We start from the raw sequence: 11,649 nt of genomic DNA, 5'->3' as shown, positions 1-11,649 counted from the left end.
TTAAACGCCAAGCTAAGCTGATCCACGCCCATGTTCCGAACAGGAAGCGTGAGATGACAGACGACGTAAGAGCCATCGCTCAGCGCATGTATGAGGCGTTCAACACCCGTGACCTCACTGCGGCAGAGACGATCTTCTCCACCGACTTCGTGAGTCACCCTCTGGGCACCGTTGGCATCGAGAGCGTTGTGAAGGCGTGGAGCGGGCTCCACACCATGTTCCCCGACATCCAGGTCATCGTCGAGGACATGCTCGTGGACGCAGACAAAGCCGCAGTCCGCACGACCCTGCACGGCATCCCGGCGGGTATTGAGGAACAGGCTCCCCCCTCGATGATGGAGATCTTCCGGGTGCAGGACGGCCGCATCGCCGAGCTGTGGGGCGTATCTTCACTCAACCGCTCCGGGCGCTGAGCTCAGCGTTCAGCTTCCACCCTCGTGGGACCCGCTGCCGATATCGAGGCCTGCTTCAGCGTCGCCAAGCTGCAGGGCCTGCTGGACGAATGGCTGATCCACTACCACCACCGCCCCCACGAGGGCCTGCGCCACCCCACCCTCCTCAAGAGGAGGTGAAGGGGTGCTGGCGCTCAAGCCCGGCGGGCGGCACCGCCCGGTTCGGGTCCCCTTGAACCGGGTGGTTGCGCTGGCCGGTGCGCCCCGCTGGGACCAGAACCGTTCCTACCGAGAGGGAGCTGCTGCCGAGCTGCTGCCAGGCGATCCGCAGGTGGACGATTACGGTCCGCTCTACGCGGCAGTCGCTCAGGTCAATGCCGCCGCCCTGGAACGCAACATCTATGGCTCCCTGTATCTCAAGGCGCGGCGCTGCTGCAGACACTGGTGAAGTCGCCGTGCTTGGAGCACTCCAACGAGGCGTTCGCCTGGCACTCTGCTGAGGCGTACCTGGCCCTGAACGGGTGTCGGCTCGACTACCCGCCGAAGGAGGCAGTCTCGCTGGTGCGGGACGCTGCTTCTGGCGCGCTGAACGTGGAGCTGATTGGCCGTCAGCTGCGCGCCTGGAGGGTTCCTGACGCGGCTGGATCCCTCTTGACGAGCGCGTTCCGCACCCCGCGGCGGCACCGTCCGGGTCCCCCCATCGGGGCGGTTGTGCCGGGGCGCCGCCCTTTTCGGGGCCGGGGCTGGGTTTTCCAGGCGTCAGCCCGTTGCGGTGGGCCCGGCAGGAAGCCGAGTCGATACTGACCATGGACCAGTCGCCCCGTCCCGCGCGATCGGCGGCCGGGCCGGACCGCCTGCAGGGTGCGGTCTCAGGTTCCGTCCGCCGACCGGCGGCGATGGAGCTCGTAGACGGTCTTCCAACGGAACGGCACCGCCGCACCCCTTCCGGCCCGCGCATGGGCTGGGCGGAAGGGGTGCGGCGGTGGTCGTGGGACTCCCCCGGGGCTTCCTGGGCTTCCCTGTGGTCTCTCCGGCGGTTATCAGCAGGCGTAGTACGCCGATTTGCTGTACCAGTCCAGCCACGACCAGGTCGCGGGGCCGACGATGCCGTCCTGCTGGATGCCCACGCAGGCCTGGAACTTCAGCACCGCGTTCTTGGTACGCGGGCCGAAGCCGCCGTCGATGTCCAGTGTGTAGCCGTTGTCTGGATCGATGGAGAGGTTGAGCTCACACTGCAGCTCCTGCACCGCGGCACCAGAGCTCCCTTGGCTGAGGTAGGGCTTGCTGATGCTGTAGTTGGCGCAGGGGCCGACGATGGAAGTGGCGGACGCGCCGGTCGCGGTGGCGATGCCGCCGACGCCCGCGAGCAGGGTCGCGGCGGCCAGCGTCACGGCCGCCTTCTTGGCGATGTTCATCTTCAGCCCCTTGTCGGTGGGAGTGCGGCCCGGCGACCGCCGAGGGGCCTTTGGGGCCTGGGTCAGCAGAGCATCCAGCGAGCGTCGGCCATACTACGGAAGGCCGATTCGGTGGCGGGGCCGGCGATGCCGTCGATCGGGCCCGTGTAGTCGTAGAAGCGGGCCAGCACAAGCTGCAGCGCCTTGATCGTGTTCGTCCCCGGAATGCCGTCGATGGCACCGTTGTAGCCGTAGTACTGCGCGAGGAACCGCTGGAACGACTTCCAACTGGCGGTGCCCAGCTGGCCGTCCACGGTCAGGGGACCCCAGCCGTAGTAGTTGAGCCAGCACTGCATGTACTTGCCCTGGTCGATCGACAGGCCGAAGTTGTAGTAGGTCGCCGCCACGGACGCGACCGATGTCGCGGAGGTGACCGAGGCCCGGGTCGGGACGGCCGCCTGGCTGGTTCCGGCCGTGGTCAGGCTGAGGCCTCCCGCCATGACGGCGATGGCGGCCAGAGAAGCGATCTTCTTCCTCACGGTGTTTCCCCCTTGATGAATGCTGTGCCGGTCGAGTGTCGTTTCCGAGCCGAAGGGCGTCAGAGTCGGTCGCACTTCGCGCCGGGGTTGGTGTACCAGCGCCATTCCACGACGTTCCGGGTGTTAGGGCCGTAGATCCCGTCGGCTGTCTGTCCGGTCGCGCGCTGCAGCGATCTCACGGCCGCCTCGGTCTTGGCGCCGTAGACACCGTCCCTGCCCCCGACGTCCATGCCGTAGCAAAGGATCAGGGCGGCCTGGAGTGCATCGACACCGGCGCCGCTGGAGCCCGGGCCCATGACACAGGAGGTGGACCCCCCGCTGGTCGTGGGGACGGAGGTCCAGTAGGCGCCCTGGGTGACGCCCGAGGACGTGGTGCAGTAGCCGTCGGCCGCCGAGGCGGCGGGAGCACCGACCAGGATGCCTCCGGCGGCTGCGGCGAGAGTGGTCAGGGCTGCCAAAGTGCGCTTCACGTGCGTGTTCTCCAGACGTGTTGAAAAATGGCGAAGGCAGACGGCATGGCGGCCGGAGTGACAGCCTGAGTCCGCCATCGGCGCCGGGGCTTCCTTCCTGCTCCGACGACATCGAAATCTAGGCCGGAATCAGTCACCGCGCTGAACGCTCGGCGCGGGAATCGTTGATGCTCAGCGCACGGAACTCGGTCGGGCTGAGCCCGAACGTCTCGCGGAAGGAACGGCTGAAGAGCACCGGTCCGCTGAAACCCCAGCGGGCGGCGATAGCTCTCACGGGGCGGCTGCGGAGCCCGGGGTCGGCGAGGTCGGCGCGGCACCGCTCCAGACGGCGCCGGCGTATCCGGGCGTGGACACTCTCCCCCTGGTCGTGAAAGAGCTTGTGCAGAGTGCGCACCGACATGTTGTGGTGGGCGGCGATGGCTGGCGGATTCAGCTCCGGATCGCCGAGGTTGTGCTCGATGAACGCGTGGATCCGTTGGACCAGCGCTTGTGTCCGTACTTCGGCAGGAAGCCGGTCCTCGGCGTCCAGGTGCTGGGCCAGGCAGGCCGTCGCGAGGTCGACGGCGACCGTGCCGAGACGATGCAGTTCTCGCGGACCGCAATCGGCGCCGTGGCCTTCGAGTGAGGTCATGTAGGACGCCAGGATCGCGGCCAGGCCCCGGTCGCCCGGTATGCGACGGGCCAGCATCCGGTCCAGGCGCTGGGTGCGCAGCGGCATGATGTTTCGGGGCAACAGCAGGATCGACACCCGCACCTGGCCGCCCGCGGCGGGCATCCGGTAGTCGGAAGGGCGCGAGGTGTCCCAGAGCATCAGGTCGCCGACTCCGATGGTGCACTCGTTCCGGTGCTGCGCCAGCGACGCGGCACCCTTGAGCAGAAGGGCCAGCTGGTACTGCTCCGGGTCACCGCGCCGGATCATCGCGGCCGTGCGCCGCGAGCGCAGGGGCGACATGGACGCCCTCGTCGCGCGGACGTCGCCCAGGTCCAACACCGCCGACTCGCCCTGGAATTCGGCGGGCCGCTCGCTGCTGAGCGCCGCGGGCATCACCTCGCGCGAGACGATGTCGGAGTACCAGTCCAACCGTTCTTCCGGCGGAATCCCGTCCGTTGACATGAATGACCACATATAACGCCCCCTGCGTGCTTGTCCTGGTCGGAAATCGTGAAGATTCCCGCCAGGACAGCATGATCAAGTGGCGCGCTCGGCTCTTTCAAGGAGCAGCCGGTTGTCGGGGTGTTGTGTCGGGGTGTTGCGGCGCTACGAGGCTTCTGAAGTGCGGAGAGCGACTTGGCGCCGGAGGGCCTCGACCTGGTCCAGTAGGACTTGTCCGCCCGATCATGTGACTATCACTTGCTTTGGTCGTTGTTCCGGGCAGGGGGGAAGAGCGCGGTGATCTGTCGGATGCCGAGTGGGAGCGGTTGCGGCCGTTCCTGCCGGTGAGCAACAGGCGTTGTGGCCGGTGGCGGGGCCATCGGCAGGTGATCGACGGGATCCTGCACCGGGTGCGGACCGGCGTGCGGTGGCGTGATCTTCCCGAGCGGTTCGGGCCGTGGAAGACGGTCTACGAGCGTCACCGGCTGTGGTCGGCCGACGGGACCTGGGAACGACTGCTCCAGCAGGTCCAGGCGGAAGCCGACGCGGCCGGCGACATCGACTGGGATGTCTCCGTCGACTCCACGATCGTGCGGGCCCACCAGCACGCGGCCGGTGCCCGCACCGACCCGTCGCCGGCCCTGGCCTCAAAGGGGGCTGGGCCGGCAGAACACCAGGACGAGACACCGTGGCGGAGCCTCGTCGGCCACCTGGCGGAGGTGGTGCTGGTGGCGAGGGCCTGGGCCGCTCGCGCGGAGGGTTCACCGCCAAGGTCCACCTGAGCGCGGACGGCCGCTGCCGCCCGCTGTCCCTGGTCGTCACACCAGGACAGCGGGCGGACTGCACGCAGTTCGAGCCCGTGCTGGAGAAGATCCGCGTCCCGCGAACCGGGCCAGGCAGGCCCCGCAAGACGCCTGGCTCACACGGCGGACGGCCGCCGGGCTTCGACGAGGAGCGGTACAAGAAACGCAACACCGTCGAACGGGCCATCAACAAGCTCAAGCACGCCAGAGCGGTCGCAACTCGCTATGACAAGCGCGGCTATGTCTACCTGGGCACTGTCACCGCAACCGCCCTCGTCATCTGGCTCCGGACGTGATCGACCGGACAAGTCCTAACCGCCGGCACGCCCGTACGGCCCCCTCCAGCCCACGCCTCGCTACCGAACGGAGCAGACGCATACCCGCCACCACCATGAAGATCACCCCGGACGACGAGAACGAGGTCCACGACGTCCTCGGCTTCCGCGACCCCGGCAACTGTCACGTCACCCCGAACTCCTGGGCCGACATGCAGGTCCCCCGGGGCGTCTCCCACCAGTTCAACGCCCACGGCCCCCACACCGTCATCGACTCCGTCCATCCCGAGGAGAGCGTCGAGACGTTCCGCGAGGGCATGAGCGGCTTCAAGATGATGGCGCAAACGATCTTCCTCGCCGACGAGCAGCCCGCCGCCGACTCCTGCCGCCTCACCTGACCCGCCCTCACACGGTCTCGACGGCTGCGCCCCGTACGGCCCGCCCCGGACACCACCGCGGCGGGCCGTCCCCGTACCCAGCTCTCGAGCGACCCTCAGAGCGTGACAGGAACGAAAGAGTCGGGCGGCTGCTCGCCCTGAAGGGACTCCCTGCATGCCACTACGAACAGTCTCACCAATTCGTAGTACGTGATCAGCTGCTGCTCTGCGCGTAGGTTGTCTTGATGCGAGAGTGTGGTGCCGGTTCTTGCGGCCTCCCGGACGGATGAGTCCGGTCCGCTCATGGTCCTTAGCCTCTCGGCGAGCCTCACCAGAGGGTCAGGGGCCTCAAGTTCCATTGACCGATACGCCTCGGTCACGGCCGCTGCCGCTTCCGCCCACCGCTGGACTCCCGCCGTGTCCACCTCCCCGGCATCGTTGACCGCGTCACGCATCTGATTACAACAAGTACGGCAGTCAGCGATGAACTTGACGTACAGGTCCCGCCGGATTTGACGCAACCACTGCTCGTGCGTAGCCGCGGTCTGTCGATCCACTTGATAGCGGGCGCCACGGAAGCCGATCAAGGCAGCTATCGACGCCCCCGCAGCGCCGATGAGACCTCCACCGAGAGCGCCGATCAGTCCCGCAAGTCCAGCATCCACGGCAGTGAGCCTAGAAGGGAAGGCGCGTCCAGGGGGGTGGAGGATCCAGATCTACTGAAATGACCCAGTAGTACCTCTTCGAATACGAGCCCCCACCCTGGCCCTCGACGTCTCACTCCGTCGGCGCGTCGCCGACCGCAACGTCCCTGACCAGGGCCGGAACTATCCTTCCTCGCCCACGGCGCCCTCGCTCAGCAGTTGCTCAGCCACCTGAGCACAGAAGCCTCCCTGGGCGGACAGCCGGGACCGCAGGCTGTCCAACTGCTTCGCGTCCGGGAACAGAGGCTCCTTCAGCTCGCTCAGAGCGAAGGCTGTCACCCGGTGGCCGTGAGGACGTCCAGGAATCGCGCGTGGTCGACCGAGACCGAGATCCGCGTCCGGGTGCCGGCCGTCGGACGCGCACCCCAGGCGCCGCGCTCGCGGTACACCTCGACCTCGCGGAACGCGCAGACGGATTCGTCGAGCGCCACGGCCGCCGCGAGCGGGTCATGGAAGGCCTTGCCGGCGCGGCGCTTGGCCAGGTAGACCCCCATGCCCTCCCGGACGAGCGCCATCCCGGGGGTGAGCCGCCGCGCCGACAGGGCGGCGTGCATCGCGCTGTCGTAGATAACGCCGTGGCAGACATTCTTCGAGACGAGCACCCGCTCACCGACGTGGGGCGACCCCAGCAGCTTCAACGCGGCCTCCGGAGCGCCGTTGAAGTTGAACGTCGGGCAGGTCTCGCGTCCCTCGAACTTGGGGAGCCGGTGTTCGGGCGGGACGACGGAGTCGCCGGCGAAGCCGCCCTGCGCGACCCAGCGGGCGATGCGCACGTCCGGTTTCCGCTCCAGGAGCATGCCGGGATTCTTCAGCGGCGCCCCCGTGAGCAGCGTCGCGTCCCCGCTGACGAAGACGTCCCGGAGCAGCTGCCAGGCCTCGGCGTCGGGTTCGCGAAGCGGAACGTTCCCAAGCCATCGGCGATGGAAGCCCGACACCGGCTTCACGTCAACGCCGGGCCGGTACGCGCCGACCGGCGCGGTCACCCCGAGGCGCCCGAGGAGGTGTTTGACGATGCCGACCTGCTCATCCGATCCGGGCATGACCGTCACGGCCACCAGGCGCGCCCACGGATGGGTCGCGAGGGCACACAGGGTGAAGACGTCGTCGGGGTCGCCGGTCTCCATGTCGAGCGCGATCGGGATTGCCATGTCCGCGACCGTACCGATCCGACGGAGCGTCACCAACGGAATATCGGCGAGGCGGGCGCGTTCGGCCACCTCCTCTTCGGCGGCGACGTCACGTATTCACCCGGCTCGGCGGCGCCCGGCCCTGCGACCCCATCGGCGCCAACCCGGTTAACCTTCTCGGTCACAGCACCACAGACGAACCCGGGACTGGAGAAGAGCGATGGGTGTCCTGACCGACTACTTCCGCGCGGCGGATTCCGCATCGGTGGTGCGAGTGCTGGAGCAGACGGACGGCGGGTCCCCGCTCTTCGCGGAACCCGCTGTGTTCGACGGCGTCGAAGCCAAGGGTGTGGATCCGTCCGTCGTCCTGGCGCAGCTGATCGCCGCCATCCATCAGATCGAGTGGCGAGCGGACCTGCTGAAGGAGACGACCGTGTGGCCGTCATCCCCGGCTCCTGTTGGCCCGATCAGCCCCGCGGACGAGGACGACCCGTGGGTGACGGGACCGTGGGTATCGGAACTCCATCCCCCGGCACGGGACACGCTGGCAGGAGTACGCGACGGCGAAGTACCGGCCATCGTCGCCAGATGGGTACGGGCGGAGGAACTTCGAGGCGCACGCGTCGAGGACATGCAGCCACTGGCCGAAGAACTCATCCTGCTCGCCAGGAGGGCCCAGGACGCCGGCGAACTGCTTTACTGCTGGATGTCACTGTGAGGCTGTCCGTTCTGGTCCACGTCACAGGTCACGGCAGCTGGTTGGGTACGCGGGTACCCCGTGATACCGCTCTGCCCGCCATCGCTGAGGGTGGTCGCAAGAGTGCGGAAAGCCGACGAAGAAAGCCGACGAAGAACGCCATCGACCACGCCATCCCCGGCATCGGCACGAACATCGAGGAACCGGCCAAGTACTGGGCCAAGTGGCGGGGCAAGGCCACCCACATCGACCCCACCACCAAGAACACCGTCGCCTTCGACGAGGCGAAGGGGGTCCTCGTCATCATCAAGGACCGGTACATCCACGGGTACCGGATGACCAAGGAGAAGTTCCTCGAGAAGTTCGATCCACTTCCGTCCAGCTGAGGAGGACAGACCGGTTTGAGAACACAGATCAAGCTGACCGAGGTCGAGGGGGCGTTCAGGACACGCCTCACGTCGCCCCAGACCGACCTGATGCTCGAGGCGCTGCGGACGCTCCAGGGGTGGGGGTACTCCGACGAGGCCGTCGCCGTACAGCTGAACGCGGATCAGGAGGAGATCGACCGCCTGGCCGAAAGGCTCGCGGGTGATCACAAGACCACCCGCGACTTCACACTGACCGCGCACGAACTGCACGTCATCCACTCGGCGCTGACCGCGGTGGCCACGACGTTCGTCGTGAGGGGCGGGGCGTTCTCCGAGGAGGGGTTCTACAACAAGACAAGCTTCTTCAGGGAGAACTTCGACGCCATGGCGTTGAGCATCGTCACGGCTGTCGACGAAGCGACGACACCATAGGTGACGCAGCGGTGGGCCGCACCCTCTCCAGGGGTGCGGCCCACCGGCCTGTTCCGTACGCGTACGCGGTGGCTACGACGTGCGTGGGCCGGGGTCGGCGGCAAGCCGGTCACCGAGTGGTGAGCGGCTTGCCGCCGGCACGCCGGTCGACGAGCCCCCGGCTCATGTGGATCGCGTGCAAGCCGTTCTCCAGCAGCAGGTTCGCCGCGCCGGCAGACCGGATACCGTCGGTGCGGAAGGTGATGAGCGGCGGTCGTCAGCGCGCTTCGGGCAACGGCCGGACAGCTCTTTGAGCGGCATGTAAACGGCGCCAGGTGCACCCGGTTTCACGCGACCCGCACGACTTTCCGCCGCCCGGCGCGGTGAAGTACTACTTCTACACCTGGCGTGACGACGGCATCGATCAGACCATTCACAACCTGCTGCGCTGGCAGGTGCGGGAAATGGCGCGCCGGAAGGCGGACCCGAGCCTGGTGGTGGTCGACACCCAGAGCGTGCACGCGGCGGCCGGAGTGCCTGCTGAGTCGACGGGGCGTGACGCGGCAAAAAAGTACTGGGCCGCAAGCGCGGCCTGGCCGTTGACGTTCTGGGGCTGGTGATCGCGGTGGTCGTGGTGGCCGCGTCGGCGCATGAGAACGCCGTCGGGATCGCGCTGCTGGACAAGGTCGCCGCCGACACTGACACCGTGGAGAAGGCCCTGGTCGACCAGGGCTTCAAGAACGCCGTCGTCGCGCACGGGCAGAAGGTGGGCATCGGGGTGGAGGTCGTGGAGCGCAATCCCGCGCGGACCGGGTTCGTTCCCCAGGCCAAGCGGTGGGTCGTGGAGCGCGCCTATGGGATCTTGATGCTGCACCGCAGGCTGGTACGCGATTACGAGCACCTGCCCCGCAACTCGGAGTCGCGGGTGTACTGGGCGATGACCGCGGTGATACTGCGCCGACTGACCGCGGCGACCACACCGGCCTGGCGCACCGCGTGAGTGGCGGGGAGCTGACCCTCGGCGCAGTGCTGGCACGGCTGGAAGAACGGGAACGGGAGATCACCGCGCAGGCCGAGGAGACGCGGGAAAAGATCACGCAGCTGACCACACGGCTCGACGAACTCGGCCGGGCCGCCGAAGGAGTCCGGATCACCCGAAAGACACTGCTGGAACTGCCCGACCCCGGGCCGCCCGCGCTGCCGGCACCGAAGCTGCCGGACCATCCGGCCTACCAGCAGATCACGGCGGTGTTCACCGCCGCCGACCATCCGCTGCGGGCCCGGCAGGTGTGCGAGGCGATGGACGTGGCAGTCGCGCCCAACAACATCAACAACGTCCGCCTCAAACTCAAACGGCTGGCCGGCCGCGGAATCCTGGCCGAGACCGCGCCAGGTTTGTTCACCCAGCTCCGGCCGTAGCCGACCGACATCACCGGGGTCGAACCGGTTGACCGGACTGCGCGGGCGCTTCTTTATGTCTCCGCCATGCAGTTGACACTGCATAGAATCGTCGGCATGGCTGACAGAGGCAATACCGCCTTCGGCTTCCGGTAGTCCCTGGACACTCCAGGGAAGATCGGAGCCCGCTGTGGCACGGACCGCCCACCACACCCCGTACAAGCAGACACCTTACGAACGCGCCCGCCGCTACGAACGCGCCTGCCGGGTCGAGGACGACCGCCCGTACGCCTTCTGGCGACATGTCAGCGGACCGCACCGTGCGGCCGTCGTCTACGACCTGCGGTACTCCACCGCCGAACTCGCCACCGCCTCTAGAGAGGGACGCCGACCGAGGCCGCAGAAGATCCGCCGGAGCTTCGCGATCTACCGCTACTGCTGCGCGCACAGCGAATGCATCGGGGGCCTGGCCAAGCGCGACGAGAGGGCCGCACGGTCTAGGACCCGCGCCGCCCTCCTGGCCACGAAGTACGACCCTGACATCGATATCCCCCCGACCCGCCATCGCTACAGCGCCCACAGGAACAGTTGGTAACAGTTGAAGGCCCCCGCCGAGATGACGGGGGCCTCGCCGGTTCCTGAGCACGGCGGCATGGTTCAACGCGAACCCGCGACCGGGCCGCTCACCCCAAACCAAAGGGCAAAACGGCTGGGACCTCACATACCGCCCTCTCAGATCGATGCCATTTCCTCGGCGGAACGATGAGTCTGCGGCTGAGCCACCGAGCACGAGGACTACATGCGAGCTCAGAGCGCACCGATGAGTTTCCCGCGCCGCGCCGGTCTGTACTCGTGAGACCGACTCACGGAAGGCTGACGCCATGCGGAAACTGATCTACGGCATGAACCTGACCCTGGACGGCTACATCGCCGCGCCCGGCGACGACATCGGCTGGAGCGTGCCGAGCGACGAGCTGTTCCAGTTTTGGTCCGACCAGTTGCAGGCGACCGACCTGTCGCTGTACGGACGCAAGCTGTGGCAGACGATGAGCTCCTACTGGCCGACCGCCGACCAGCAGCCCAACGCCACCCCGGCGGAGATCGAGTTCGCGCGCCGCTGGCGGGACATGTCGAAGGTGGTGTTCTCCTCGCCGATCGACAAGGTCGACTGGAACACCCGCCTGGTCACCGGCGACGCGGTCGCCGAGATCACCCGGCTCAAGGCCGAGGACGGCGGCCCGATGGACATCGGCGGCGCGACGCTCGCCGGGGCGGCCATGCGGGCCGGGCTGATTGACGAGTACGTGCTGGCCACCGCGCCGGTCCTGGTGGGCGGCGGCACGCCGCTCTTCACAGCGCTGGACAGCTGGGTGAACCTGAACCTGGTGGAGACGCGGACGCTTCCCTGCGGCGTGATCCTGACCAGGTACGAGACGAGGCGCTGAGCGCCCGTCACGCGACTCGACCACCTGCCGGGTCCACGCGAACGTGAACGCCACCACTGGGGTGGACAGCCGGCAGTGCGGCTTCACATCCACCACTACCGGACCCTGCTCAGAAGGCATTTGATCTAGGCAGATTGCCCTTTCTGCCCTAGTGGG

Annotated in this window: 16 protein-coding genes and 3 pseudogenes; 12 read left to right on the top strand and 7 right to left on the bottom strand. The window is 67.6% G+C overall.

Annotated elements, in window-relative coordinates; genetic code table 11:
• From GA0115254_RS02880 to GA0115254_RS02875, 3 genes and pseudogenes are all read left to right on the top strand, one after another.
• Positions 1-413: ester cyclase (locus tag GA0115254_RS02880; protein ID WP_218105503.1), on the top strand; the 413-nt coding region annotated here is incomplete at its 5' end.
• A gap of 24 nt (positions 414-437) precedes the next feature.
• A complete protein-coding gene (locus GA0115254_RS45525; protein ID WP_256102368.1) occupies positions 438-572 on the top strand; it encodes a hypothetical protein in 135 nt (44 codons plus the stop codon).
• Positions 573-642: 70 nt separating this feature from the next.
• A pseudogene (locus GA0115254_RS02875) lies at positions 643-1,016 on the top strand (hypothetical protein); the annotation flags it as partial.
• A 416-nt stretch (positions 1,017-1,432) separates the two neighbouring features.
• Here GA0115254_RS02875 and GA0115254_RS02870 read toward each other — a convergent pair.
• From GA0115254_RS02870 to GA0115254_RS02855, 4 genes are all read right to left on the bottom strand, one after another.
• Complete coding sequence (locus tag GA0115254_RS02870) at positions 1,433-1,807, bottom strand: peptidoglycan-binding domain-containing protein (protein ID WP_093893666.1); 375 nt, start codon at positions 1,805-1,807, stop codon at positions 1,433-1,435.
• Positions 1,808-1,869: 62 nt separating this feature from the next.
• Positions 1,870-2,325 carry a peptidoglycan-binding domain-containing protein gene (locus tag GA0115254_RS02865; protein WP_256102367.1) on the bottom strand — a complete coding sequence of 152 codons (456 nt, stop codon included), beginning with the start codon at positions 2,323-2,325 and terminating at the stop codon, positions 1,870-1,872.
• Positions 2,326-2,384: 59 nt separating this feature from the next.
• The gene (locus GA0115254_RS47170; RefSeq protein ID WP_305135890.1) at positions 2,385-2,795 is read right to left on the bottom strand and encodes a peptidoglycan-binding domain-containing protein; all 411 of its coding nucleotides are present in this window, start codon (positions 2,793-2,795) and stop codon (positions 2,385-2,387) included.
• Between the two features lie 133 nt (positions 2,796-2,928).
• On the bottom strand, positions 2,929-3,909 hold the full coding sequence (locus GA0115254_RS02855) for an AraC-like ligand-binding domain-containing protein (RefSeq protein ID WP_256102366.1): 981 nt from the start codon (positions 3,907-3,909) through the stop codon (positions 2,929-2,931).
• A gap of 242 nt (positions 3,910-4,151) precedes the next feature.
• On the opposite strand from GA0115254_RS02855, the pseudogene GA0115254_RS02850 reads away from it, so the two are divergent.
• Positions 4,152-4,987: pseudogene (locus GA0115254_RS02850) on the top strand (IS5 family transposase).
• Between the two features lie 95 nt (positions 4,988-5,082).
• The gene (locus GA0115254_RS02845) at positions 5,083-5,364 is read left to right on the top strand and encodes a hypothetical protein (protein WP_218105502.1); all 282 of its coding nucleotides are present in this window, start codon (positions 5,083-5,085) and stop codon (positions 5,362-5,364) included.
• A gap of 95 nt (positions 5,365-5,459) precedes the next feature.
• Here the strand turns inward: GA0115254_RS02845 and GA0115254_RS02840 are convergent, their stop codons facing one another.
• The 3 genes from GA0115254_RS02840 to GA0115254_RS02835 all read right to left on the bottom strand — a co-directional run bounded on the left by GA0115254_RS02840 (position 5,460) and on the right by GA0115254_RS02835 (position 7,195).
• Positions 5,460-6,008: a hypothetical protein gene (locus GA0115254_RS02840; RefSeq protein ID WP_141720758.1), complete on the bottom strand. Its 549-nt coding sequence runs from the start codon at positions 6,006-6,008 to the stop codon at positions 5,460-5,462.
• A gap of 162 nt (positions 6,009-6,170) precedes the next feature.
• On the bottom strand, positions 6,171-6,326 hold the full coding sequence (locus GA0115254_RS44160; protein WP_176739952.1) for a hypothetical protein: 156 nt from the start codon (positions 6,324-6,326) through the stop codon (positions 6,171-6,173).
• Positions 6,323-7,195, bottom strand: a complete 873-nt coding sequence (locus tag GA0115254_RS02835; RefSeq protein ID WP_218105501.1) for a nucleoside hydrolase — start codon at positions 7,193-7,195, stop codon at positions 6,323-6,325. Before GA0115254_RS02835 ends, GA0115254_RS44160 begins: the two co-directional genes overlap by 4 nt.
• Positions 7,196-7,394: 199 nt before the next feature.
• Between GA0115254_RS02835 and GA0115254_RS02830 the strand changes: the two genes are divergently transcribed.
• The 7 genes and pseudogenes from GA0115254_RS02830 to GA0115254_RS02800 all read left to right on the top strand — a co-directional run bounded on the left by GA0115254_RS02830 (position 7,395) and on the right by GA0115254_RS02800 (position 11,493).
• A complete protein-coding gene (locus tag GA0115254_RS02830; RefSeq protein ID WP_093893663.1) occupies positions 7,395-7,892 on the top strand; it encodes a hypothetical protein in 498 nt (165 codons plus the stop codon).
• Between the two features lie 41 nt (positions 7,893-7,933).
• On the top strand, positions 7,934-8,257 hold the full coding sequence (locus GA0115254_RS02825; protein ID WP_141720757.1) for a hypothetical protein: 324 nt from the start codon (positions 7,934-7,936) through the stop codon (positions 8,255-8,257).
• 15 nt (positions 8,258-8,272) lie between these two features.
• Positions 8,273-8,671 carry a hypothetical protein gene (locus GA0115254_RS02820; RefSeq protein ID WP_093893661.1) on the top strand — a complete coding sequence of 133 codons (399 nt, stop codon included), beginning with the start codon at positions 8,273-8,275 and terminating at the stop codon, positions 8,669-8,671.
• Between the two features lie 335 nt (positions 8,672-9,006).
• Positions 9,007-9,650: pseudogene (locus GA0115254_RS45510) on the top strand (transposase); the annotation flags it as partial.
• A complete protein-coding gene (locus GA0115254_RS02810; RefSeq protein WP_093893660.1) occupies positions 9,647-10,069 on the top strand; it encodes a hypothetical protein in 423 nt (140 codons plus the stop codon). The pseudogene GA0115254_RS45510 and the gene GA0115254_RS02810, both read left to right, overlap by 4 nt.
• Before the next feature lie 169 nt (positions 10,070-10,238).
• A complete protein-coding gene (locus tag GA0115254_RS02805) occupies positions 10,239-10,643 on the top strand; it encodes a hypothetical protein (RefSeq protein ID WP_093893659.1) in 405 nt (134 codons plus the stop codon).
• Between the two features lie 286 nt (positions 10,644-10,929).
• Complete coding sequence (locus GA0115254_RS02800) at positions 10,930-11,493, top strand: dihydrofolate reductase family protein (RefSeq protein ID WP_093893658.1); 564 nt, start codon at positions 10,930-10,932, stop codon at positions 11,491-11,493.
• Positions 11,494-11,649 lie beyond the last annotated feature (156 nt).

The sequence above is a fragment of the Streptomyces sp. Ncost-T10-10d genome (assembly GCF_900091955.1).
GTDB lineage: Bacteria > Actinomycetota > Actinomycetes > Streptomycetales > Streptomycetaceae > Streptomyces.
The sequence above is the reverse complement of the archived record's forward strand: the minus strand, read 5'-3'. Positions and strand labels throughout refer to the sequence as shown.

Coding starts and splice junctions, on each gene's coding strand:
- GA0115254_RS02855 (WP_256102366.1), bottom strand. CDS start 3,909: ATGTCAACGGACGGGATTCCGCCGGAAGAACGGTTGGACTGGTACTCC.
- GA0115254_RS02830 (WP_093893663.1), top strand. CDS start 7,395: ATGGGTGTCCTGACCGACTACTTCCGCGCGGCGGATTCCGCATCGGTG.
- GA0115254_RS02835 (WP_218105501.1), bottom strand. CDS start 7,195: ATGGCAATCCCGATCGCGCTCGACATGGAGACCGGCGACCCCGACGAC.
- GA0115254_RS02800 (WP_093893658.1), top strand. CDS start 10,930: ATGCGGAAACTGATCTACGGCATGAACCTGACCCTGGACGGCTACATC.
- GA0115254_RS02870 (WP_093893666.1), bottom strand. CDS start 1,807: ATGAACATCGCCAAGAAGGCGGCCGTGACGCTGGCCGCCGCGACCCTG.
- GA0115254_RS02845 (WP_218105502.1), top strand. CDS start 5,083: ATGAAGATCACCCCGGACGACGAGAACGAGGTCCACGACGTCCTCGGC.